This window comes from Halodesulfovibrio oceani subsp. galateae, assembly GCF_055397225.1.
This window is the reverse complement of the sequence record NZ_AP042453.1, coordinates 3,877,739-3,903,854: the sequence shown is the minus strand read 5'-3', so window position 1 is coordinate 3,903,854 and position 26,116 is coordinate 3,877,739. Positions and strand designations below refer to the sequence as shown.

Below are 26,116 nucleotides of genomic sequence, written 5' to 3'. Positions count from 1 at the left end.
ACGTAAAATTACTATAAACTACCATTTCATTCTAAATGTACGCCACGTTGTGCCCCATAAAAAAGAAGGCAAAACACGCCGACCTTTCGGAGCATTTTGCCTTCTAAATATTTCAATAACATCAAGTGCAATTCACGCTGATATCAGCTGGCTGCACGAACTTATCTACAATAATTACTTCTTTTTCTGCTCTTCAAGGCAATACTTCTTAATTTTACTATGCAACGTAGCACGAGTAATTCCGAGTGCACTGGCTGCATCCACTTTCTTTTTATGTTTTTTAAGTGCTGCCTGCACTGCGCGTTTTTCAAGACTCTCAAGCGAAACATCACCCAACGGCAAATCCACGCCGTCACTATTTTCACCATTCTGGTCAAGCAGCGCTTTTCGTAAGTTAGCTGGAAGCTCTCTGTCGGTAATATAGTCAGTTGTGGCCATAATAACCGCGCGTTCCATGGTGTTTTCCAACTCTCGAATATTTCCCTGCCACGGATTATTCACTAAGGCATCCATAGCCTGCGGGGAAAATCCAACAATTTTTTTGCCGTACTTTTCTGCATAAATATCCATGAAATATTCTGCCAGCAATGGAATATCTGCCTGCCGCTCCCGCAATGAAGGAACTTCCAGACCAATAACATTCAGACGGTAATACAGATCCTCACGGAACGTTTTGTTTGCTACCTCGTCCTGCAAATCCCGGTTTGTTGCCGCGATTACCCGAATATCTACATGCAAAATAGCGTCACTACCTACACGCTGCAATTCACCCTGCTGCAATACACGCAACAGTTTCGCCTGCAACGACAGCGGGATTTCGCCCACTTCATCCATAAAAATGGTGCCGCCGTCTGCTTGCCAGAACAAACCGTCACGACGTTTATCCGCCCCAGTAAAAGCCCCTTTCTCGTGCCCGAACAATTCAGACTCAAGCAGGCTTTCACTCAAGGCTGCACAGTTAATCGTTACAAAAGGCTGGCTAGAGCGCCCACTGGCGCTGTATACTGCTTTCGCAACGAGTTCCTTACCTGTGCCGGACTCTCCTGTAATTAGGATAGGTGCGTGCGTCGGAGCTACGGTTGTAATGGTTTCCACCAATTCATGCATTCGTTCGCTGCTGCCAACCATGCCGAACTGATTTTGTCCCGAGCTCTTTTCTTTCAGCGAGCGGTTCTCTTCCGCAAGACGAGTATGATCCAACATTCGCTCAATGGTGAGCTGCAACACATCAAAATCAAGCGGTTTAATAAGATAGTCATATGCGCCCTGTTTCAGGGCTAATACAGCAGTATTAATAGAAGAATATGCTGTCATAATAAGTACAGGAATCGAGGGGTTGTGCTTTGCTATATGCTTCTGGGCTGTAATACCGTCCATCCCGCCCATGCGGATATCCATAAGCACGCTGTCATACGGACGCTCCAGCGTCATAGCCACTGCTGTTTCTCCATCAGGAGCCTCAGAAACTTCGTATCCCCAGTCTTCAATAATAGTGCGGAGTACCGTGCGGTGAGAACCGTCATCATCAACAATTAGAATATGCGCTGGCATCATTACTCCTTATCTATGCAAGGTAGCTGTATCACGAATCGTGTGCCCTTCCCTTTATGGGAGAACACGCGAATAATTCCATTATGAGCTTCAATAATCTTATGTACTACGGATAGACCAAGCCCCGTGCCATGGGATTTAGTCGTAAAATATGGTTCAAAAATTCGTTCTTTTGTCTCGTCATCCATCCCCTCGCCGTTATCTTCTACAATAACGCTTATGGAGAGAGCCTCCGGCACCACTGTAACTTGTAAGTCGCCGCCTTCATCCATGGCATCAAGGCTGTTAAGACATAGATTAAGAATAACCTGCGAAAACCTATCCGTATCCAGTAAAACATGTGGTGTATCTTTCGGAATATAGACTGAAAGAAGTACATCGCGGAGTTCGGCTTCCTGCGTAATCAAGTCTGTACAATGCTCAATGACATCCCCGACAGCTACAGGCTTCATCGTTAAGTCAGAAGGACGTGAAAGGCCTATCAAGTCTGTAATAACGCGGTTCAAGCGCTCTACTTCATCAATAACAATGGTGGCTGTTTTTTCTCCGGCGCTGCCCTGTGTGAACTGTGACTTAAGATACGTTGCGCCACCTTTAATGGAGCTGAGCGGGTTACGGATTTCGTGCGCAACACCAGCAGCAAGAGAGCCGATAGCCGCAAGCTTTCCTTTACGCTCAACTTCTGTTTGCAGGCTATGCATTTCACGCAGATCTCGCATAAGAAAAACAGTGCCAATGATCACATCGTGCTCATCTTTAATAACAGAGCCGGTAACCCCAACTGGTAGTAGCGGCAGCGCTTCTGTCGAAAGTTCGATTATCTGTTCGCGACGCAATTCGCCTTCCCGTGCCCTAAGATAGTACGGCACAAGATCAGGCAACAACACCTGTGCAGCATCAAGCCCTGCGGTGATATCACCGTCACAGTGCAAAAGAATTCTGCTCAATTCGTTCATGTAGACGATCTGATCGTTACTGTCAGTCACAATCAGTCCATCCGGCAGGTTGTACATAACTTCCTGCACCATAGCCTGACTACGTCCAGCTTTTCGACGTGAGAGCTGAGCACGGTGCGCCCAATATAATGATAGGAATCCTACAACCGCCAATATGAGCACACTGCTGCTTGTGACAACGGTTTGAACAGTACTGGTACGCTGCAACTCACGAAGCGGGCGGGCATCCAGTCCCACATAAATGACTGGTTGTTCTTTATCTTCATCTGTTGTTCCAAGAAGGGAACTTACTTCTTTTGCAAGGTTCTGCGTATCGACCTTCCTCTCCACGGGGGCGACAGCTAGCGGTGAATCTTTTTTCTTCTGGAAGACCTTCAGGAACCGTTTGAGAGGTTTCAGTGTCGGCTCTTTTCGCAGTTTTTTCCAAATTTCCTTGCGTGTTAGCGGAGAGAACTCTCTGTAAGCTAGAAAAATTTGGCGTTGGTTTGCGTTATAAATGGTTGAACGTCCCTTTTCTCCTGCACGCACTAAGGCGATACGCCGTAAAAATTGCGCCTCCATACGTTGCTGCCCTTTGGTAAAGCTGCTCTGCATGATGGTGCCGTCACTAAATGTGATTGCGATAAAGAAAATTTCCGGACGGTCTGCCATTTCGTCAAGCAAGAGTTTTAGCCGGATTGTGGAGTTCATGCTCCGCAAGTCCGTACGTACTCCCGCCTCTACAGACGTAATAAGAGATGCCCCTTTATCTTCGTATAGGCGCACATACTCTTTCGTATTCTGTTGAATGGAGTTGTAAGTGAGAAAAGCTACGCCCAATCCCACAAGCAGGATAACGCCTACTATGCAATATGGTGAGAGCAGCCTGCTCGATGAAGTGTCGTTTCGTGTATTTTTTGAACGCATAGCGCCCTGTTCTCCAAGCCTATTATGCATAAAAACGTATTATTTTATGCTATTATGATTTTTTTCGTTCAATTTCTTTACGTTCTCGACAAAACGTAAAGATTTTATACATAGCGTCTCTACCCCGATATACAGGAAATAGCACTACATTTTTTATTTACCCGTAATACAAGACAAAATTTAAATCGGTAACTTTTGGCACGCAGGTTGCTAATAGAGAACTGTAAGCAAGCTAGCTCCCCCGACTGGCTGCTGAAGCGTATAGAGCGTAGCGTCACTATAATGAGTTCACCCTCTCATTGTATGGCAACAAAATTGTTTTCAGGAAACGTGACGCTACGCCCTAAAAAATATTCAGTGCAAAACCTTTTTTCCTGCTCATTATCATACCAGTTTTGCATTTTTACATATGAGGATTTCAACTATGACTATTCGTCTTTTCATTGCACTCATTCTTGTATTCTCAATCGTCAGCGGCACTATAGCCGACGCCACTGAAATTGCTGAGCACGAAAAAGCAATAGCTACTGAAGTAGAGCTATCTGCTACTCGGCAAAAAGAAGTGTACCAACGTAGTAAGGCGTACGCAGAAAAGACCCGCCCGATTCGTGAAGAATTATGGGCAAAAAAAACTATGCTTCGGGCACTCACTAATAATCCGAATGCCGAAGTTAATGATATTCAAAAGATCGTGAACGCCATGAAGGAACTCCGCGCCAAGCTGCATGCAGAGCGTGTTGTGTTCGAAGAGGGAATGATGAAAAAGTACGGCTTCATCCCCTCCAAAAGCTGGATTGATAAAAACGATGCGTTCCGAACCGCTGACACTGATACTGATACCGCAACAGAAGATTCTCAGAAAACAGATGACAGCACCCCTAAATCGAAGGGCTTCTTCTCGAAGCTCTTCGACTAAAGAAACGGATTGCAGCAACAGCGCAGGCTATGCAACCAGCAGGCCTGTTGCTGCACATCTGTGAACCTTAACGGTTCATTACTACACTACCTCACTGCAAAGTTGAGCAGGAGTTTCGATAATACGGTTTGTTCTTCACTCGTGCACCGAAGGTGCATCTCCCTGCGACGGTATTGGTAATCGCACCGCAGCGGGGGGAGAGTGAAGGGCTTGTACAAGCCGATTACCATAATCCACTTTCCCTATTGCCACATACACAATTTCAGTGCCCCTGACTTTCCCGGTCAGGGGCTTTCTGTTTTACCGATATCCCTGCCTGCGCCTGTATCTGTGCACATGAATACTGGTCTAATATATTCCCAAAGCGCATACTGAAAAAGCTACAAACTACTTTTCGAATGATATTACGCAGAAAAATTACGATGCCCAGTGCAGGCTGGTTACCTTGGGAGAAAACATGCTTGCCGCCATTCTAGAATGACTGCCAATCACAGAGATTCCTTTTACAGACACAGCCGCTACGCAGGCGATGCACTTGCAACTGGGGGGGGGACACATAACCGGAAAACAGGTTATTGTTATTGAGTAACACGGGCACACAGCCTCTTGATTCAGGAGTGTTTTATGATTCGCACAATACAAGTAATTTTAAGCATAGCTCTTCTTTCATGCACTGTTTTTTCCAGTGCATATGCAGAAACACAGGTAGCGCTTCCGCCTCCTGTCATAAAAGAGTTGATACATGAATGGCCGGTTTCCCAGACTTGGGAGACAGCGCTTTACACCTTCCACAGAGAAGAATTCATCAATCCCAAAATTGTGGAAGAGATGCAGGGACCGCTTGCTGACAGCGGACCACAGATAATCTCTATAAACTTACATAACGCCAACATCAGCAATCAATTTTTCAGTGAAGTACGAGTGCGCACTACCAAAACTATGCCGTACGTCTACTATCAGGAACAGGACAAGGAGTTTGGCTACTCCCTTGTGGGAATAACAACTTCCGGTATCCACATTGTGCACACGCAAAGCACACAGGGTGGCTCCGGCGTATTTCACACGCTTCTGTTTTTTATTTATACAGATACGGATTCCATCTCATTCGGGCTGGAGGTAATACCTTCTGTCACGCCAACGCTTACGCTAATCGGATCTCTCCCTCTTGGGGATAGATTTGCCGGGACAATCACCTTTGCAGAGGACTTACTTACTGTGCTTCCACCAAAAGGGGGGGCTCAGCCTATTCCATTTTACAGTGGCGGCATAACAGTACGATTCGAATAAAAAAAAGGATGAGCAAAGTGCTCATCCTTTTTAAACTACGCTGTGGTCATATTATTTTATAGCAAAAAACAACATCCCATTTGTTACATCCGAGCTGTTAAAGCCCGTTTCTGCAATTTTTGAAACCTGTTTAAACCCTATCTCTTCAAGCAGTGCCAGAAACTCCGTTTCCGGTATGGCGCCGCCTTGTCATTTAAACCAGCAGTCTACCGCCTGCTCGTTGCACATTGCTGCGCCAACTAAAATCTGATCAGAAACATGAAGCCTACCGCCCTTTTTAAGAACCCGGTACGCCTCTTTAAGAATGCCTGCTTTATCTACTACAAGATTCAACATCGCATTCGTTGTAACAACATCAAACTGTGCATCATCAAACGGCAACGCAGTGTCTTCCAAGACTTGAAAAGAAACGTTGGCTGTTTCTGAAAGTTCTTTATTGCTCTGCGCACGCTGAATCATCTCTTCTGAGATATCCACGCCGACAGATGTTCCGGAAGGTTCAACAAGCTTTGCAGCTAAAATCGTATCAACTCCGGCTCCACACCCCAGATCAAGAACATGTTCTCCGGGGAGGATGTCACTCAATGATAACGGATTTCCCACTCCGCAATACCACTTGGCAACATCGTCAGGTAGCAATTCAATCAGTTCTGCAGGATACTGTACTCCCTGCAATCCCTCTTTTCCAGTCGGATATTGGAACTGATGTGTAAGAGATTCAGCAACATTTTTATATTTTCTTTTTACAACAGAAGTAATTTTCTGCGTAACTTCCGCACTGGGTTTTAGCATGCTCACCGCACTCCAGTTTCTATGCGTTAATGCATCACCACACAATATAGTTGTGGTGCCCTCTTCCATGACAATTGGCGCTTATAATACCTTGTTGAAAACAAATATGTCCATGTTTCTCTACAAAAAACCCCAGATAAGTACTCACTAACAAAAGTGCCTCTACAATATTGTAGAGGCACTTATAATAGTACTGCTATTATAATAGAGTCCGGTATTACAAGATTTCAGCAACCTCTTCTATGGAATACAAGCACCTACGATAGATACCGTATCCCATGAAGCGAGAGTGAACAAATTTTACATCAACAGAGTCACGCAACATGCGTATAATGCTATGCAAATGCTTTGAGCTAATTAATTCTGCCAAATGAGAGCCTTCCGGTTCCTGATTCGCCAGATTAATAACCAGATGCGGTTTTTTATTGATAATACTGCGCAAGCCGTTCTTTTCCCCGACCTGACTACCCGGAAGCATCAGCTCTTTACGCTGATAAAACACATTCTCCACTTCTGCTGCTAATTGTTCAAGCGCGTGGGTGCCTTCCACCAGTTTAAACAGCTTTTCCAGAAACGGAACCAGACCATATGGACCGGTCAGGTTCATTGAACCAAAGCGCATTGCAAAGATTGCAAGAGCCGGATCAGGATCAATTGCTGCCCCTAACTTTGTCGGCAAATATACGCCCAGCATGTCGAAGCGCATGACAAGACCAGAGTCAAACGAGCTCTGACAGTCAATATCTGTAATATGGTAATCAGTCCGCGGTGCAACCGCCGAATATGTATTCTCCCGCATCGCTGTCTGCAAAAAATCCTTCACAACAACTTGCTCTTCGCAAGTGTACACAGTCTTTTCGTTGCAAGATAAGTACACGTCAATACACGTTTTCAACTCTGCGAAGATACCGACCCAGCGTTCTGGATCATCCATCAGTGTGTTATCAACACTAGGCAGCTCTACGTGGTAACTCTTCGTCAAATAATTCTGATTAAACAGCATGTCGTACTTACCTGTTCTCAAACGAACAATCAGTAGCGCAATGCCTCTATAGTAAATGTGCACCTCATCCGGACGAATTTGCATATCCAGAGAGGTGTCTTTCCGAACAAATTCAAGAAACGGATATAGAGGGCCTTTTTCGTGCAAGTCATTCATAAATTTACTGCTCAGTTCACGGGCCATGGCAAACTCCTTTTCATAAAAAAAACCTATTACCACTATCCCAATAACAGCAGATAAAACCTATGATAAGCCTATGTGTCTCTTTGTAATAAAAAACAAAAAAGCCCCTTACGCTAACGCGCAAGGGGCTTTTGATTATCTATCGACTGAAAAATTCGTATGCAGAATTAATGCATCATAAATTTCAGAACAAACAGACCAACAAGGATGTATGCAAGATTAGGAATCTCAGCACGACGGCCTGTGAAGAACTTCAGTACTACGTAAGAAGTAAGACCAAAGATGATACCTTCAGCAATACTGAAAGTGTATGGCATCATAACGATACAGAGGAAAGCAGGAATTGCTTCGGTGTAATCGTCAAGATCGATTTCGCGAATCGGGCTCATCATGAACATACCAACAGTAATAAGAGCAGGCGCAGTTGCCTGAGCAGGAATTACGAGGAAGATAGGAGCAACGAGAAGAGCCAGAGCAAACAATGCTGCAGTAGTAAGCGCGGTAAGACCAGTACGGCCACCTTCAGCAACGCCTGCTGCACTTTCTACGAAAGTAGTAACAGTAGAGGTACCAAGACAAGCACCTGCGGTTGTTGCGATAGCATCTGCGAACAGAGCCTGCTTTGCGTTAGGAACACGGCCGCGTTCGTCGAGCATGTTTGCTTTAGCGGTAACCCCGATAAGGGTACCAACAGTGTCAAACATATCTACAAACAAGAAAGTAAACAGAATAATGGCCATGTCCAAAGAGAACACATTGGAGAAGTCCAGCTGCATAAAGAGCGGAGACAGACTTGGAACACTGAACAAGTGGTCAGTATTAAAAGTGCTCAGATCTGTTACACCAAGCGGAATACCAATGGCGGTTGCTACGAGCATACCGATAAGCAGTGCGCCTTTAACTTTTTTAGAGAAAAGCACGCCGATAACGATAAGACCGATAATACAGACCATAGGGCCTGCAGAGGCAATGTTACCAACAGTAACAAGGGTTGGCTCGTAAGGAACAACAATACCGGCACTCTTGAAACCGATAAGCGCAATAAAGAAGCCGATACCGGCAGAAATAGCGCGCTTTAAGTTTACAGGAATACTGTTAATGATTGCTTCACGGATGTTGGTACCGGTGAGGATAATAAAGATAACACCTTCAAGGAATACTGCTGTAAGAGCAGTCTGCCAGGTGTAGCCCATGGTAAGAACTACGGTGTAGGCGAAAAATGCGTTTAATCCCATGCCCGGCGCTAACGCGAATGGCAGGTTTGCAAAAAGCGCCATAATCAATGTACCAACAGCTGCGGCCACTGCGGATGCAGTAAACACCGCAGCAGGGTCCATTCCAGCAGCTCCCAGAATAGCCGGGTTAACAGCCAGAATGTACGCCATAGTCATAAATGTAGTCAGGCCCGCAGTCACTTCTGTACTTACAGTAGTGCCGTGCTCGGACAGCTTGAACTGACGCTCAAGAAATCCCTTGCTCACAACAAGATCCTCCTTACGTAGCAACCACCGCATTTCCTTTCCTCAACACTCCGTACAGTCCCCGCACGGAATGCCGCACCTTGTCAGAAGGTGCTCCCTGAAATGCGATCCTACTCGTTAACAACAGCAAAGCCGACCATTGGAAGTGGGTCGGCTCGGACTCCATGCACCAAAACGTATAAGAGCGCAAGAAAAGAGCCAACCTTGTCTCAATGTGTTTCATGCCTTGTGTCTCAACGTGTTTCAAAAACTGCACAGGAAAAAAAGTTACCTCATTTACTCACAGTTACTATCTAACCACGTCAAGCAACCACCCTATATCTATAGAGCATCGCCTAATCACACGGCACGATCCGGCTCAGATTTATTTATTGTTCTTTTTTCTTATTGCTGTGCCCACTTTTGACTTAATAGTACACACACCTGCATTGCCTTTTCCATATCCTGAATGCTTACCCATTCGTACGGGCCATGCACATTCTGCATTCCACAAAAAATGTTCGGGGTTGGGATACCTTTTTCTGTAAGTAATGATCCGTCAGTCCCTCCGCGAATAGGCTCTTCCACCACCTGCAAACCGACTTCTTCAAATGCCTCACGCGCAATCTCTACAGGACGCATGTCATCTTCAAGCCAGTACCGCATATTTCGGTACTGTTTGCTAAAAGTGCATGTAATTTTTGCACGCGGCTCTGTTTTTGCGATCAGGTCACATGCCTCGCGAATAAGCTGACGCTGCTCTTCAAGACCATCCAACTCAAAATGACGTAAATTCATATCCAGAGAACATACAGCCGCGTTGCCTGCAATTTCATCCACAAAGATAAAGCCTTCGTAGCCGAAAGTGGTTTCTGGCGTCATTCTGTTCTGCGGCAAGGTGGTTATAAGCTTTGCAGCAAGGAACAGTGCATTAACGAGTTTATCCTTGGCTGAACCGGTATGGATTGAAACACCTTCAAAAGTCACCGTGGCTTTGTCCGCTGAAAAACTCTCATAGGTCAGTGTTCCGGGGTCTTCCCCATCGATGGTATAGGCAAAATCACATGCGAGATCTTTTATAAGCTCATCGCCGACGCCTTCGCCAATTTCTTCATCCGGTGTAAAACATACACGGATATCGCCATGCGGAAGTTCCGGATGTTCTTTCAGCCAATGAACCAATCCCATAATAACAGCTATGCCCGCCTTATCATCCGCTCCCAGCAAAGTAGTACCGCTTGCGGTAACAATGTCTTCACCCTGCTTGTCTACAAGCAGCGGAAATGCGGTAGAGGATATGACTAGCTCTAGATTATCCGGCAGCACAATGTCACTTCCGTCCCAATTTTTGTGCAACAGCGGCTTCACGCCTGTGGCATTAAAAGAGGGAGCAGTATCCGCATGTGCCACAAAAGCAATGGTAGGAACTTTGATGTCTATATTTGCAGGAATGGTAGCCAGCACCGCGCCGTAGTTGGTAACACGCGCATCATCAATGCCCAGTTCGCACAGTTCATCTGCAAGCATACGAAGCAACACGAGCTGGCATTCTGTGCTTGGACGGGAGGTTGAAGCAGCATCACTCTGGGTATCCACTTCACAATAACGAAGAAGACGTTCTGTAAGAAACGAACACAAATCTTTATTTGTCTGCATAGCAAATGCCTTTATTAAATAAGTATGAATTAAGAGACCATACTCCACTGCAATATAAAGTAAATACTCTATAAAATATTCTTTTCACATCACAATATTGTTCAAGAGCACTCCGTACAAAGAACAACTGAGTCGAACAACCATGTGACACTATTGAATCAGTCCTTTTTTGTGGACTTACGCATCCTTTTGCACTGTGATTTCCCAAATTGAGAATTCTGTGCAATACCATTCTCATCTTGGGAGGGCTGTATGCTTATTAGTGTAAAAGACCAGATTCAATACTATGCCGATACAATTTCAACAGTTACAGGACTGGATGTTGAAGTTGTAGACACAACACTTGTCCGTATTGCAGGCACAGGGGCATACGCCCATGGCGTTGGCGCCAGTATTAAACAAGCTGGCAACCTGTTGAAGGCTACGCTTAAAGGCTCAAAGCCTCTCTTTATTGAAAACCCGCGAAAAAATGAAATCTGCAAAGGATGTCAGACAAAGGTCAGCTGTAAAGAGCTGCTCTCCATCTGTGCTCCTATTTCCGATGGAAACACAACATACGGCGCCATTGAACTCGTATGTCTCTCCCCTGATGCACGCGAACGCGTTATCCCTCAACGAGATGTCTACATCAACTTTCTCCTTCTTCTTGCAAACAGCATTGCAGACCGCGTACGCGAAAAGCAAAAGCTGGAAGACATCAGTGGATTGCTTGATGCTATGTCTGAAGTCGTCAACATGAACGACAAGGGCACACTTATCTACAATGCGCGTGAAGACGTTGTGTACAACAACCAACGTGCTCAAGAAATTTTACAGAAAACACTTAATTCTCAATTTGAGAATTTTTCTATCACACCAACAGGCATTACCTTCTCCGGTCAAAACGAATATCTCGTCGAGCAAGAAGATCGTCAGCAGTTTGTTGTAGGAAAAAAGCTCAACTTAAAAGCCGCAACCAGCAGCTTTTCTTCCGTATTTGTTTTCGACACACTCCAGTCTGCCGTTTCTCATACGCAGCACGGCATTGATGATGAAAACAGCTCACTGAACCACATAGTTGGTGGCTCCCCACTCATTCATATCCTGAAAGAACAAATCCGCGCCACCGCCACCACCAACTCGTCTGTTCTAATCACAGGCGAAAGCGGCACCGGTAAAGAACTTGTCGCCCGTGCTGTCCATGCAACAAGCGACAGAGCAGGTGCCCCCTTTATTGCCATCAACTGTGGCGCTATTCCAGACACACTGCTTGAAAGCGAACTTTTCGGTTATGTTGGCGGCGCGTTTACCGGCGCACTTAGACAAGGTCAGATTGGTAAGTTTGAACTGGCAGAAGACGGCGTTCTCTTCCTCGATGAAATCTCATCAATGCCGCTCTATCTTCAGGTTAAACTCCTGCGCGTCCTACAAGAGCGTACCATCACGCGCCTTGGTGCAACACGTTCCATCTCTGTAGATATCCGTATTATTGCAGCAACAAACGATAATATTCAAGATTTGATGCGTCAGAACATGTTCAGACCCGATCTATTCTACAGGCTCAACGTATTTCCTATCCAGACACCGCCCCTTCGTAATCGCCTTGATGACCTTAATCTGCTCATCAACCACTTCACAGCAAAGTACTCCTCCTTGTTCGATAAAAAGAAGATCACACTTCCGGCATCCATCATGAATAAAATGCGTAAGTACTGCTGGCCGGGGAATATTCGCGAGCTAGAAAACGCCATTGAATACCTTGTAAACATTACCGAAGATAACGGAAAAATTAACGAACACGCGTTATATGATGGCTTTCTACAATCTCCAGTGGATGTTGGACGCATATTGCCAGACGTAGATTCACGCCCCGTTATTCCTCTTAAAGAATTAGAGAAACAAGCAATACACAGAGCGCTGGATATCTACGGGGACAGTACTCAAGGGAAAAGACAAGCTGCCTCAAGCCTCGGAATCAGTTTGGCGACCCTGTATAGAAAATTGGAACAGTAGACACGCACAGCTTGCGCCTCCACCTTCGCTATTCTCAAAATAAGAAATTTTCTCATTTTGAGAATAGACTCCTCCCTTTCGCCCCACACATCTCTTCACCCTAACTACCTATTTTTGCAAACTAAATAATGCAAAAACCCTTTTGGCACATTCTCTGCTCTACAGGCAGCAGATTAAATATTCCACAAGGGAGAACTGAGTTGTCGAAGGTTAGAATTAAATTCAACGAAAAGCCAAAGGCTCCTACTACTGGTGCTGATGTTTCTTTAATGAGTAAAGAAGTTGCTGAAAAAGTACGTACTTTTCACCGTACTTTTTCAGCATATTCTCCAACTCCGCTTGCAAGACTTACCAAACTGGCTTCCCATTTAGGGCTTGGTGAAGTGCTGGTAAAAGACGAATCTTACCGTTTTGGACTAAACGCTTTTAAAGTGCTGGGTGGCTCGTACGCTGTTGGGAAAATCCTCGCGGAGAAAATGGGCAAGGACATAAGCGAAGTAACTTGCGAATACCTTCGTTCCAAAGAAGTTTCCGATGCTGTCGGTGACATCACATTTGCTTCCACCACAGACGGCAACCACGGACGAGGGCTTGCATGGGCTGCTGAGCAGTTCAATAAAAAAGCAATCATCTACATGCCAAAAGGCTCTGCACCTGTCCGACGCGACAATATTCAAGCACACGGCGCAGAGTGTACCATTACTGAACTCAATTATGATGACTGCGTGCGTATGGCATGGGATGAAGCGCAGAAAAATGGTTGGGTAACAGTGCAGGATACCGCGTGGGAAGGATATACAGAAATCCCTAACGCAATCATGCAGGGCTACACAACACTTGCCCTCGAAGCACTGGAACAGATGCAGGAATTTGGCGTAGAACGCCCTACCCACATCCTGCTTCAAGCTGGTGTCGGTTGCTTTGCCGGCGCAATGCTTGGCTTCTTTATGTCCACATTTGGAAAAGACTGCCCAAAATTCATCATTATTGAACCTGATGCAGCAAACTGCTTCTACGTTTCAGCATGCGAAAATGATGGCAATCCCCATGCTGTAGAAGGCGATCTTCTTACCCTTATGGCCGGTCTTGCTTGCGGCGAACCAAACCTCACAAGCTGGGAAATGCTTCGCGACTACCCTGTGGCCTATGCCTCCTGCTCTGATGACGTAGCTGCAAAAGGCATGCGTATTCTCGGTGCTCCAATCAAAGGCGACGAACCTGTTACTTCCGGTGAATCCGGTGCTGCTACCGCAGGATTCCTCCAGTGGGTCATGCAGGAAGAAGAAGGCCGTGAAGCTCGTAAGCAGCTTGGTCTTGATGAAAACGCCAAAGTTCTGTGCATCAGCACAGAGGGTGACACTTCTCCTGAATTATACCGCGATGTTCTTTGGTTTGGTCGAGATTATTTGTAGCCCTTGCACTCAGTTGCCCTAACGAGGTTAAAAATGACTATTCAAGAATTTGGTTTTGTGAATGAAGAGTTTGAGGCCAGAACTGCACGTATGCAGAAGTTAATGCGCGAACGCGAGCTGGATGCAGTATTTTTTACAACCGAACCGAACATCCGCTACTACACAGGATACTACACTCAGTTTTGGGAAAGCCCAACCCGTCCGTGGTTTTTAGTAATCCCTGCTGAAGGTAAACCTATCGCTGTAATTCCAGGCATCGGTGAAAGCGGCATGCGCGGTACTTGGATTGAAGATATCCACACTTGGTCATCCCCTGCACCGGAAGACGACGGCATCTCACTTGTTGCCGGCGTTATTAACGCGCTTCCAAACCGCTTTGGTCGCATTGGTGCCACTCTTGGCCTACAGTCCTACCTGCGTATGCCAACAGCAGACTACCTTGATCTGTGCGGTCGCGTGAAAGGCAAAGAGTTCGTGGATATTGCAGAAGATGTTCACTACCTGCGTTCTATCAAAACTCCGGCTGAAGTCGCTAAAATCCGCAGAGCATGCCAGATCACTAACGATGCATTCGACGCAATCCCGTCCCACGCAAAAGTTGGCCAGACAGAACGCGACATCTGCACCCAGATGCGCATCAACATGCTTAAAGGCGGCGCTGAGTTTGTAAAATACCTCATCTCCGGTTCCGGACCTGATGGCTACAAAAGCATCATAATGGGCCCTACATCCCGTGAAATCGAAGACGGCGACGTACTGATCATCGACACCGGTGCAGTATTCGACGGCTACTTCTCCGACTTTGACCGCAACTTTGCGTTCGGCAGTTGCAGTGACGAAACCCAGCGTGTTTACGACTGCGTTTACGAAGCAACGACCGCAGGCTTCAAGGCTGCACGTCCAGGTGCAACCACTACAGATGTCTACAACGCAATGTGGTCCATCATGGAAGCAGGCGGAGCACTCGGTAACGGCGTAGGTCGTCTTGGCCACGGCCTTGGTATCCAGCTGACAGAGTGGCCTTCTAACACTGCCACAGACAATACCACTCTTGAGCCGGGCATGGTCATCACCCTTGAACCGGGTATGACCTATGAAGACGGCAAAGAAATGGTGCACGAAGAAAATATCGTTATTACAGAAGATGGTGCTGAATGGATTTCCCGACGCGCCAGTGAACATATTACCATTATCGATTAGCGAGGGGAGAGGATCACTATGTCGACTCAAATGGAAGGTATTATAGATGGTGTTGGGACAGAGTCCGCGCCGCAAATGAAGCAAGGTAAAATGCTGTTTACCAGCACGATGAGCTTTATCGTATTGGTTGTTCTTTCCGGTATAATCTTTCCGGACAAGCTTTACACTGTAGGTATTAACACCATGAACTATCTAACCGAAACATTCGGTTGGATCTACATGGCAGGCTCTTTTGCCTACATCATGGTCATGTTCTATTTTGCATTCAGCAAGTACGGTAACATCCGTTTCGGTGCTGATGACGCAAAGCCGGAGTTTAGTACGTTCTCTTGGATGGGCATGCTTTTCTCAGCTGGTATGGGTACCGTAATGTTGTACTGGGGTGTTGCCGAACCGGTATATCATTACATCAACCCGCTCTCCACTACAGGAATCACTCCTCAAACCGCCGAAGCTGCTGAATTCGCAATGAAACAGAGCTTTATCCATCAGGGAATTCAGGCATGGTCTGCATTTTCAGTAGTAGGACTCGTTCTCGGCTATCTCATGTACCGTAAAAATGAGAATGGTCTCATCAGTAACATTCTCCTCCCATGGGGTCGTGATACTGCAAACGGCAATCTTGGTAAGATTATTAACCTAATCTGTGTATTCGGCGCAATTGCAGGTATTTCGACCTCTCTTGGTCAGACAGGTCTTTCCCTGAGCGTAAGCTTCTCTTACCTTTTCGGCACACCTGATTCTGACTTAACTAAGATCGTCGTTGTTGCCATCATCACCGGTATTACTATTCTTTGTACCACCACCGGCCTTGAAAAAGGCATCAAGGTTCTTTCCGACTACAACGTATACCTGCTTGTCGGCCTCCTGCTTCTTGTTGGTGCTGTGGGCCCGACAACTAAAATGCTCAACGTGTACTTTGACACGATGGGTAACTACATGAACGACTTCTTCTCTGATGCACTCATGTTGCCAACATTTGCTGCGGAAAAAGAAGGCTCATGGATTTCCGGCTGGCCTATCTACTACTATGCATGGGCAATCGCATGGGCTCCATTTGTTGGTCCATTTATCGCTCGTGTTTCCAAAGGCCGTACTGTTCGCGAATTCATTCTCGGCTCTATGATTCTGCCTTGCCTTGGTATTTTCCTCTGGGTTGCTTTCTTCGGCACCATCGGTCTTGAAGCTTCTCCAGAAGCACTCAGTGCTGCGGCAGCATCTTCCAAAGCTGCTACCTTTATTGTGCTCGAAGGATTTCCATTCGGAACTGTTATTTCCATCGGTGTTGTGCTGGCGCTGTTCACCTGCTTTATCACCTCTATTAACAGTTCCACTTACACCCTCAGCAGCATGAGCGCTGACGGGGATTTGAACCCGAGTAACAAAATGAAAACCATCTGGACTATTGCTCAAGCAGCCATGGCTCTGACTCTCATGCTCGGCACCAAAACTGGTATTGATCTCCTCCAGAGCATCAGCCTTATCTTTGCACTGCCACTCATGTTCGTACTCTTCCTATGTATAATCAGTACATTCAAACAGTTCAGAGAAGAGTTTAACTAGCAAGAAACGGATTCCTCATTAATCCACATTGAGACTTCTAAACACAGCGGGCATGGAACTTCCGCCCATGCCCGCTGTAAAATAAAATGGTAAGCATAGCATGTTTGAAAAAATTACCGCTCGGACAAAGCACTACGCGCAAGACATTTACGATTTCGCCAGTACGCTGATTCAAATTGAAAGCCTTTCCGGTGACGAAGGGCGCGTAGCGAAATGCGTAGAAGCGAAGATGCATGAACTTGGTTTTGATTCCGTACTTGTCGATGAAATGGGCAATGTCTGTGGGACAATCGGTCACGGCAAAAAGCTCGTATGTGTAGACGGACATATGGATGTTGTCGGCAACGGTGACGAAAGCCAGTGGTCACGTGCTCCACTTTCCGGCGATCAGGATGCGGAATGCATCTACGGACGAGGCGCAGCTGATATGAAGTCCGCCATTGCTGCCATGGTCTATGCAGGCAAAGTCATCAAAGATCTCGAACTCACAGATGATCTTACATACATGGCTTGCGCAAGTGTGCAGGAAGAACCATGCGAGGGGCTCGCATGGGAATACATGATCGAGGAACGCAACCTTGAGCCGAAATTCGTTATTCTTGCAGAACCAAGCAACGACGAAATCTCTTTGGCACAAAAAGGACGTCTCGAACTCAAAATTTTTGTTTCAGGTAAAAGCGCCCACGCCTCTACCCCGCATCTGGGTGACAACGCAATCTACAAGATGGCTTCTATCATTAACGAGTTGGAAGAACTCAGCCATAATTTTGAAGTTGAAGACCCAGAACTTGGTAAAGGCTGCCTTGTGGTTTCCGAAGTTACTTCAAAAACCGCGTCCCGTTGTTCCGTTGCTGATTACTGTGAAATTTCCATCGACAGACGCCTCACATGGGGAGAATCCCCTGAATACGCACTTGGACAAATTGCAGAACTTCCTGCTGTTAAGGCTGCTGACGCACGCATCGAACTCTTTACGTTCACAGACCCATCCTACACAGGGAAGGAGTGCAACAAAGAGTGCATTTTCCCTGCATGGAAGCTGGAAAAAGACCACGATGTCACTACAGCATCCGTACAGGCATATGAAGAATTATTCGGCAAAAAAGCAACGCTTACCACATGGCCGTTCTCTACAAACGGTGTTGCCATTATGGGCAAACATAATATTCCAGTTATCGGATACGGCCCGGGCACACTTGATGCCTGCCATGTCGCTGATGAATACGTCAGCAAAAAACAGGTGCTTCATGCTGCCATGATGTACGCTGCTATTGCCACAACCTACACTAAAAATACTTTGTAAGGATCATATGATGAAAACAGAAATTTACACTGAAAAATCTCCAGCTCCAGTAGGCCCATATTCTCAGGCAATCAAACACGGTGACACCTTGTATGTTTCCGGCCAGCTTCCAATTGATCCGGAAACCGGCAAAATATGCGAAGGCTCTATTCAGGAGTGTGCTCGCCAGTCTCTTGAAAACCTCAAAGCTGTTGTTGAAGCCGCAGGCGCAACCATGGACCAGATTGTTAAAACCACTGTTCTCATGGCAAATCTTGAAGATTTTGCAGACGCAAATACCGTCTACGCGGAATACTTCAGCAAACCATACCCAAGCCGTAGTGCCTATCAGGTAGCAAAACTTCCACTCAATGTTCGCATTGAAATTGAAGCTGTTGTTGCCTTATAGCTAACCTTCCAAAAGTCCAAAAAAAAAGAGCTCTGACAAATGTTAGGGCTCTTTTTTTATGTTCTTTCCGCTCACACAAGATGTAGTTAGTACAAACAGCTCTTTGCTATCAAGCTTTCAAGAATAAGTGTGGATTAAAAAAGTCTTTCCCTTAGATCTCCCCAACACGTATATCATAAGAAACTCATCATCATAGCCTCATGGGCAAATCATATCCGCAACCTTCTTCAAAAGAGGTAACACCGGCAAGCCGTTATGGCATCTATAATAGAAAAACATAGCGCTCATTGTATGTTACAATATCGCGAGTGATATAACTGCGCCCAATTTTATAAAAAGATGTGAAAGGTCTTATGCCCGATAAAAAATTCCAAATATCTGCTGTCATCGGCACCCGACCCGAGGCCATAAAAATGGCACCGGTTCTGAAAAGTATTGCTGCCAGAACGGACATGGAAATACATCTCATTTCCACGGGGCAACATCAGTCACAACTTGATCAAGTTTTTTCTTTCTTCGATCTGACACCAGACGTTGATCTGAAGCTTATGAACGTTACTAAAAATCTTAACGAACTTTCATCAAAAGCATTGATGGGTATGGATTCGATTTTAGAAGCGACTTCGCCAGACCTCCTTTTGGTGCAGGGAGATACCACCACAGCCTTTACGGGAGCACTGGCTGCTTTTCACCGTCAGATTCCTGTTGGGCACATTGAAGCCGGATTACGTAGCGGCAACATCATGAATCCATATCCCGAAGAAGCGAATCGTAAACTTATCAGCACATTCTCAACGCTTAATTTTGCTCCGACACTCTCAGCACAGAAAAACCTTTTGGCTGAAAGCGTCACGCCATCAAGCATTGTTGTCACCGGCAACACAGTTGTTGATGCATTAAACAGCATCTCCAGCAAGGTCACAAAACTTCCTACTGCTGTAGCAAAGGTTCTCCAATCCGAACATCGTCTTGTTCTGGTAACGGCACACCGTCGCGAATCATGGGGTGAGCCACTGAAAAACATATGTGCTTCCATCAATAAAATAGTCCGCGCGTACGATGATATTGAAATTGTGTTTCCGATACACAAAAATCCGAAAGTGCGTGAAATCGCATTCGATAACATTAAAGAACATCAACGCGTGCACATTATTGAACCACAGAATTACTTTGATTTCATCTCCACCATGAAACATGCATCGTTAATTTTGAGTGATTCCGGAGGCGTGCAGGAAGAGGCACCTACTTTTGGGGTACCCGTATTGGTTATGCGCAAGACAACAGAGCGCACAGAGGCGCTTGATGCCAAACTGTCCAAACTTGTAGGCACAGACACTGACGAAATAGTCAAAGAAGCATGTGCTATTCTTAACAGCAAGCAAGGGGCAAACAAGTCGATTTCACCGACTAATCCCTTTGGAGATGGTTTAGCTTCCAAGCGCATTGTACAAGCTATTTCTGCTTGGAACAGTGGGCAGCATCCATATCTTAATGAACAAGACTCTTTTTGTTTTCCATAATTCTGAAGACTCCAATTGCACTACGAAATTTCAAGTATCACATAGGCGCAAAACAACCAGTTTCATGAAAATTAAACAATTATGGGACTCATATGTTAAACGAAGTGGGCATAATTCTTTTTTTAATACTCAAGATCGTTTTTCTTGGTGTTGCATTCATCTTTGTTATCAGCGGCATCGACGAGTTCTTCATAGACCTCTGCTATTTTTTTCGAGAAACCTATCGGAAACTGTTCATAACAAAGCACAATAAGCGCCTGACAGAAGAGCAACTACTGGCTAAGCCTGAACAAGCTATTGCCGTTATGATTCCTTGCTGGGATGAATCTGCTATCATTCGGCAAATGCTCGAAAACACCATAAAAACAATTAATTACTCAAATTATGTCATATTTATAGGCACATACCCTAATGATCCGGCTACTCAACGAGAAGTAGACTTAATACGCGAAAAATATGGCAACGTAGAACGCATTGTTACGCCCAACGACGGACCTACAAACAAAGCTGACTGCCTTAACTGGCTTTACGAAGGCATTCTAGTTTTTGAAAAAGATAACAATAAAAAATTTGAGATCTTTATCATGGAGGACTCCGAAGACATTATCCATCCACTCATGTTGAAGCTGTGCAATTACGTTATTCCCAAACTGGATATGATTCAGATTCCGGTACACCCTGTGCCGCGTCACTGGACAAATTTCACTGGTAACCACTACATTGATGAGTTTGCCGAAAACCATACACGTGATCTTATTGTTCGCGAAGCTCTTACTGGAGCTGTACCATCTGCCGGAGTGGGAACAGCACTTAGTCGCAAAACGCTTAAAATTGTTGCAGCGGCAAGAAACCATCAGCCTTTTAATACAAACTCCCTTACTGAAGACTATGAATTTGGTCTTCAGCTAAAAGAATTCGGCCTCAAGCAAGCATTTGTACGCCAATGGATTTGGCGGAACAAAATGGTCAAAGGCTTCTTTTCTCGCACCCCGAAGCAAAAGCAAGTTAAGGAATTTATCTCCATCCGCGAATTTTTTCCTAACACGCTACACACGGCAATCCGTCAGAAAACTCGATGGGTTATGGGTATAGCACTTCAAGGCTGGAGTAGCATGGGATGGCATGGCAGCCTTGCGTATCGCTACATGCTGTGGCGTGATCGCAAAACACTCGTGACCAACCTTGCGAACTTTACCGGTAACTTTTTGTTTGTCTTCATTTTAGGACTGATTATCTACAACGTCCTTTCAAAGGAATATAATCTGCCGCCATTGGTAGATGATTCTCCATGGTCAACTGCGCTTATTTCGATCTGTCTCTTTTTCCTCTTCTGGCGAATTTTCATGCGCGTTCTTTTTGTTGTACGCACCTACGACTGGTTCCAAGGCTTGTTGGCTATCCCACGCTTATTTTGGGCTAACATCATCAACTTCATCGCCACTACTAAAGCAATCGCCATATACACAAAACTACGTGCCACAGGCCAAAAAGCTGCATGGGACAAAACAGATCATGTCTATCCTTCAGAAGATGAATTGCGCGCCTACCGCCGTAAATTGGGTGATCTGCTTTTAGACCGCAGATTTTTAACAATCGAGCAGCTTGATTCCGCCTTGGAAATAAAAAACAAATCAAGCAAGCGTCTTGGTGAAGTGCTTATTGATCTGGGCTACATAACGGAAGACCAACTTATTCAGGCATTAGGCATTCAGTTTACAGTCGAAACGCAGGATATTGACCCTTACAGTACGCCACTTGAATTGCTCGATATGGTTCCGTTTAAATCTGCCGTTACATACAACGTCTACCCATTATCAATTGAAAATGATCAGCTCATCATGGCTACAAACGAGATGCTTGACGAAAAGTCGTTGCGCGATATTGAAAAGAGTGTCGGACGCTACATTGCATTACGCATTGCAGCAAAAAGCGACATAGCCTTCGCTATCCGCAGAGGCTACGAACGCCGTTTTACCTTAAAAGAGTCAAATTTTCTGGGTAAAGCACTCGTGGAAAAAAGCGAGATTTCCTCCGAAGATCTTTCAGAAGCCCTTCGGACTCAAAGACGCCGCTACCTCCCTCTGGGCGAAATCTTAATCCGGCAGGGAGTTCTCACTGAAGAGACATTCGCAAAAGCAAACAAAGAATTTTTAGAGCAAAAACAAATCAAGAGAACAGGAGAATTCCTGTTAGCCCAAAAACACATCACTCCAAAACAATTAAATGCTGCTCTTATAGAACAGGCACAGAACTGCCCATTGTTGGGTGAAGTACTTATCGAACAAGGGGTTATTACACCGAAAAATCTTGAGCATTTCCTAAGCGCTTGGGAGACTAAGTAATGTACCGAATTATCGCTATCTTCAGTCTGACACTGTGCTTTTCCATCACAGGTGTACTCTACCCGCAGTCAGCTGCTGCTGAAAGAAACTGGTTTGAGCAACAGATCATTGAACTTAAAGTCTACCCTTACAAAGACAAAGCATACGAGCATCTCAAAGAAGGAAAACTGAGTGAAGCAGCTGTAGAGTTTGCCAAAGTTCTTGAAATTGATCCCACCGACACAAACGTGCGCTTAGATTATTGTCAGGTATTATATGACCAGAGAGATTATACTCAGGCCAAAAATCAAGCTTTCGAAGTACTTAAAAGATATCCTGATAATGCCAGCGCCTTGATGCTTGCAACAAGTTCGCTACAGAAACTTGGGCGTAATACTGAAGCATTGGATCTGTTGCTAGATACTATACAAAAAAAGATTCTTACAAAACTCGCACAAGAAAATGCCTTTGTCAGTGCAGTTCACTTGCTTATTAAACAGAAAGAATATGCTCTTCTACTAAATATCCTTGAGACCGAGGGCTCTACTCTTTCACCCGCAAAGCACGCATACATTTTGGGGTTAGCCTACAAAGGAGCAAATCGTCTCGATGAAGCGCTGAAAGCCTATACAAAAGCGCTCGCCTTTACAGATTCAGACGCCCTCTCACAAAAAGATCGTTTAATCGCCTTAAGCGATATCGCAGATATTTACATGAAGGTTCGTAAGTTTGATGAGGCTCAAGAGATATTACTTAAAGCTCACAACATAGCGCCAACAGTAACGTCCATTACCTATCGTCTGGCGGAACTTTCTTACGAAACAAAGCAATACGATAAGGCTCTGGAATGGATTAACCTTTCCTTAGAAAATAGGCAGGAATCAACTCAGTTACTGCTTAAAGCATTCATTCTTGAGGAGCTGGGAAGAGGAAATGAATCCATCGAACTCTTTGATAAACTGACAAAAACAGCCGCAACAATAGATGAAAAAGCTGAGTTATTCACGAAGAAAGGGTTCGTAGCCATACGACTTGGTAATATAGATATGGCCATCGAAGCTTTTGAGCAGTCCTTAGCCATCGTACCGACTGCTGAAGCTATGGAGGCGTTAGCCACAGCTCAGGGGCTTAAAGGCGATTGGGCGAACGCTATTGAAACATACAAATTACTTATTTCAACATTGGAGTTAGGTGCGGATCAGGCTCGCGCTCATATGGAGCTTGGCACTGCTTATATGAAAGAAGGCAATAGCTCCGAGGCAATTGTTGAATTATCCAAGGCACTCAATTCCGGATTCCTTTCATCAGAAAATCAGGAAAGTGCACTCCAAAACCTCGGCTTCCTATATTATGGTTCAAAGCAATATTCTGAAGCAAAGGATGCGTTCCTTGCAGCGCTAGCAAGACACCCCGATAACGATCAAACACTGCTGGCCTTAGGACGAACGCAGCTTTACGCGGGGGAATACAAGGACGCCATTGCAACATTCCAAAAACTTGATTCTGCCAATCACGATTTCGCTACTTCCATGTTGCTGGCTTATGCTTATGAAAAAAACGGACAGCATGAACAGGCTATCAAAATCTACAAAACTATTTTGAATTCTGACCAATTACATGGTGACAATGCCATGGTTGTTTTTGAACGCTTAGCAACTCTAGAAACTCGACATGGCAAGCCTGAAACCGCAGGCGAACTCTATCTTAAAGCATATGAAGCTGCTGAGAAGAAAAAGCCATCTCTACTCCTTCGCGCTGGTGAATCTTTTTATGCAGCCCAAAAATATGACAAGACATTAAAAACTCTTCGTAGATACCTTCGCGTATCATCTGATGCGCATAATTTTGAAGCATTAAGCATGATGGGAACCATATATTCCAAACGTGGACATGCAAGCAAAGCAGCAGAGGTTTATGTTAGAGCACTTACCCACTCCAAGCTTTCACCAAAACAGCGTCAAACTCTTCTTATCAACCTTGGTTACCTCTATATCGCAATGGATAAAACCGATGTGGGGATACGCTACATGCGACAAGCCATTGCTGCGGGTGGAGAGACCCCACGCATTCGGATGGACATGGGGCTGGCTCTATATAAAGCGGAAAAATACCAAGAAGCTATTAAGGAACTTAGACGCGCAAGAAACCTTGGCATCAAATACGAGGCAGATTCAGCACTGAGTTTCTGTTTTCAAAAACTCAACAAACCCGGTCTGGCTCTGTATTATCTGAAAGAGGCTAAAAAATCCGCGCCTGCGTCTGTGCTCCAAGGCTCTGCTAAAATCTACGACCAGCTAGGGTATCTTTACACCAGCGAGGGAAGCTACACCGAATCTATTGCTAATTATAAAATTGCATTATGTATTACGCCTACCCCGCTGGGGGCATACAAGCTTGGTCAGGCACAGCGCCTAGCTGGCAATCTGGAAGATGCAGAATCTACCTTACTGACAGTGAATCCAGAACAATTGGATACGCCAAAACTCCGGGTACTGTATTACGAAGAATTGGGTCGTACATATAAAGAGTCACAACAATTTGAAAAGGCTCAAGCAGCGTTCAGTAAAGGCATTGCAGAAAAACCAAATGCCGAAGGATACTACCTCCTAGGGCAAGTTCAAGAGAGTTCTGAAGATCTTGAAGGAGCCATTAAATCCTTTCAAACAGCAGTCGAACTGGACCCTGCCAACGCATATAGAATATCACTCGGGTACGCGTATTATAAAAATGAAGAGTTTGAAAAGGCTGAAGTAATTTTTGTAGATCTTCAGAAAAAAGATCCTGATTACATTAATCTTGTAGAAGATCTCGCGTACATAACCAAGCAACTGTACGACAATGACGCATCCGTGGCTTGGTTTAAAAAGTCCATCGATAATGCCCCGTACTATCCTGAGGAAACGAAAAAATCACTCAGGAAAAAAATCTACGATTTTAAAGAAGAAGTCCGTCACATAACGAATCGCTGGGATGTTACAGCATTCTACGCGTATTCACCGGATGACGATAATTTTGTTTCCGATGCACAGGGCATTCAGGTTGGCGTTCTTGATAATACTGCCGGTGTAGAAGTCGGATATATTCCCAAAAATTTCGGCTTCAGAAATGGGAAAATCTTTTCACTCATTGGTCGAGTCAGTGTGAACCGCCTAGAAAACGGTGTGTTCGATTTTTCTGCTGAATCAACTCAGGGTGCCGCCGGAGTTCGGTACAAACCTTTTTCCGAAGCAAACATTGCCCTTGGTGTAGAACGCCTATTCAAAATAGGAGAAGACGCTGAAGACAATACTCTCTTACGGCTTATGGGGTCTGTAGATGACGGCTGGGCAATGCAAGCCGCAGAATCCAGTTGGAACTACAGCTTCCTCTACGCTGAGCTGGATGAGTATATTCAAGATGAAAAACGTACTGTGTTCTTAATTCATGGACGTCAGGGATGGACATGGAACATAGATGATGCGTGGCTTATTACCCCTCACCTCTTTGCTACATATAATGAAGTTTCTCCAGACAGAAATAATTTTAGTAGAATAGAAGGCGGACCGGCAATTTCTTTCCGCTGGCTTGAGGGAGAAGATCAGTATCTCGCCTACAAACGCGATTGGGAAATCTTAATCCGGTATCTGTATGGCAAATACACAAAAGAAAATAGCGACGACTACAATGGATTAAGTGTTGTCCTAAGACTTAACTTCTAGAGAGAGCAA

At 45.2% G+C, this 26,116-nt stretch carries 17 protein-coding genes; 11 read left to right on the top strand and 6 right to left on the bottom strand.

The window, feature by feature from the left end; genetic code table 11:
- Window positions 1-174: 174 nt before the first annotated feature.
- Both ACZ5V1_RS17065 and ACZ5V1_RS17060 read right to left on the bottom strand, forming a co-directional pair.
- The gene (locus ACZ5V1_RS17065) at window positions 175-1,554 is read right to left on the bottom strand and encodes a sigma-54-dependent transcriptional regulator (protein ID WP_464389873.1); all 1,380 of its coding nucleotides are present in this window, start codon (window positions 1,552-1,554) and stop codon (window positions 175-177) included.
- A complete protein-coding gene (locus tag ACZ5V1_RS17060; protein ID WP_464389872.1) occupies window positions 1,554-3,413 on the bottom strand; it encodes an ATP-binding protein in 1,860 nt (619 codons plus the stop codon). Before ACZ5V1_RS17060 ends, ACZ5V1_RS17065 begins: the two co-directional genes overlap by 1 nt.
- Before the next feature lie 424 nt (window positions 3,414-3,837).
- Between ACZ5V1_RS17060 and ACZ5V1_RS17055 the strand changes: the two genes are divergently transcribed.
- Window positions 3,838-4,329: a hypothetical protein gene (locus tag ACZ5V1_RS17055; protein WP_464389871.1), complete on the top strand. Its 492-nt coding sequence runs from the start codon at window positions 3,838-3,840 to the stop codon at window positions 4,327-4,329.
- A 624-nt stretch (window positions 4,330-4,953) separates the two neighbouring features.
- A complete protein-coding gene (locus tag ACZ5V1_RS17050; RefSeq protein WP_464389870.1) occupies window positions 4,954-5,616 on the top strand; it encodes a hypothetical protein in 663 nt (220 codons plus the stop codon).
- A 51-nt stretch (window positions 5,617-5,667) separates the two neighbouring features.
- Here the strand turns inward: ACZ5V1_RS17050 and ACZ5V1_RS17045 are convergent, their stop codons facing one another.
- The 4 genes from ACZ5V1_RS17045 to pepT form a co-directional block, all read right to left on the bottom strand.
- Window positions 5,668-6,408, bottom strand: coding sequence for a methyltransferase domain-containing protein (locus ACZ5V1_RS17045; RefSeq protein ID WP_464389869.1), 741 nt, complete (start codon window positions 6,406-6,408; stop codon window positions 5,668-5,670).
- A gap of 217 nt (window positions 6,409-6,625) precedes the next feature.
- Window positions 6,626-7,594 (bottom strand): hypothetical protein, encoded by a 969-nt coding sequence (locus tag ACZ5V1_RS17040; RefSeq protein ID WP_464389868.1) that lies wholly within the window; start codon window positions 7,592-7,594, stop codon window positions 6,626-6,628.
- 167 nt (window positions 7,595-7,761) lie between these two features.
- On the bottom strand, window positions 7,762-9,108 hold the full coding sequence (locus tag ACZ5V1_RS17035) for an NCS2 family permease (RefSeq protein ID WP_464389867.1): 1,347 nt from the start codon (window positions 9,106-9,108) through the stop codon (window positions 7,762-7,764).
- Between the two features lie 351 nt (window positions 9,109-9,459).
- A complete protein-coding gene (pepT, locus tag ACZ5V1_RS17030) occupies window positions 9,460-10,710 on the bottom strand; it encodes a peptidase T (protein ID WP_464389866.1) in 1,251 nt (416 codons plus the stop codon).
- 252 nt (window positions 10,711-10,962) lie between these two features.
- Between pepT and ACZ5V1_RS17025 the strand changes: the two genes are divergently transcribed.
- The 9 genes from ACZ5V1_RS17025 to ACZ5V1_RS16985 all read left to right on the top strand — a co-directional run bounded on the left by ACZ5V1_RS17025 (window position 10,963) and on the right by ACZ5V1_RS16985 (window position 26,107).
- The gene (locus ACZ5V1_RS17025; protein WP_464389865.1) at window positions 10,963-12,702 is read left to right on the top strand and encodes a sigma-54 interaction domain-containing protein; all 1,740 of its coding nucleotides are present in this window, start codon (window positions 10,963-10,965) and stop codon (window positions 12,700-12,702) included.
- A 200-nt stretch (window positions 12,703-12,902) separates the two neighbouring features.
- On the top strand, window positions 12,903-14,114 hold the full coding sequence (dpaL, locus tag ACZ5V1_RS17020; RefSeq protein WP_464389864.1) for a diaminopropionate ammonia-lyase: 1,212 nt from the start codon (window positions 12,903-12,905) through the stop codon (window positions 14,112-14,114).
- Window positions 14,115-14,147: 33 nt separating this feature from the next.
- Entirely contained in the window at window positions 14,148-15,314 is a 1,167-nt protein-coding gene (locus ACZ5V1_RS17015; protein WP_464389863.1) for a M24 family metallopeptidase, read from the top strand.
- An 18-nt stretch (window positions 15,315-15,332) separates the two neighbouring features.
- On the top strand, window positions 15,333-16,877 hold the full coding sequence (locus tag ACZ5V1_RS17010) for a BCCT family transporter (protein WP_464389862.1): 1,545 nt from the start codon (window positions 15,333-15,335) through the stop codon (window positions 16,875-16,877).
- A gap of 100 nt (window positions 16,878-16,977) precedes the next feature.
- Window positions 16,978-18,180: a YgeY family selenium metabolism-linked hydrolase gene (locus tag ACZ5V1_RS17005; RefSeq protein ID WP_464389861.1), complete on the top strand. Its 1,203-nt coding sequence runs from the start codon at window positions 16,978-16,980 to the stop codon at window positions 18,178-18,180.
- Window positions 18,181-18,190: 10 nt separating this feature from the next.
- On the top strand, window positions 18,191-18,568 hold the full coding sequence (locus tag ACZ5V1_RS17000; RefSeq protein WP_464389860.1) for a RidA family protein: 378 nt from the start codon (window positions 18,191-18,193) through the stop codon (window positions 18,566-18,568).
- A gap of 353 nt (window positions 18,569-18,921) precedes the next feature.
- Entirely contained in the window at window positions 18,922-20,088 is a 1,167-nt protein-coding gene (gene wecB, locus ACZ5V1_RS16995) for a non-hydrolyzing UDP-N-acetylglucosamine 2-epimerase (RefSeq protein WP_464389859.1), read from the top strand.
- A 92-nt stretch (window positions 20,089-20,180) separates the two neighbouring features.
- A complete protein-coding gene (locus ACZ5V1_RS16990) occupies window positions 20,181-22,430 on the top strand; it encodes a glycosyl transferase family protein (protein WP_464389858.1) in 2,250 nt (749 codons plus the stop codon).
- A complete protein-coding gene (locus ACZ5V1_RS16985) occupies window positions 22,430-26,107 on the top strand; it encodes a tetratricopeptide repeat protein (protein WP_464389857.1) in 3,678 nt (1,225 codons plus the stop codon). Before ACZ5V1_RS16990 ends, ACZ5V1_RS16985 begins: the two co-directional genes overlap by 1 nt.
- Window positions 26,108-26,116 lie beyond the last annotated feature (9 nt).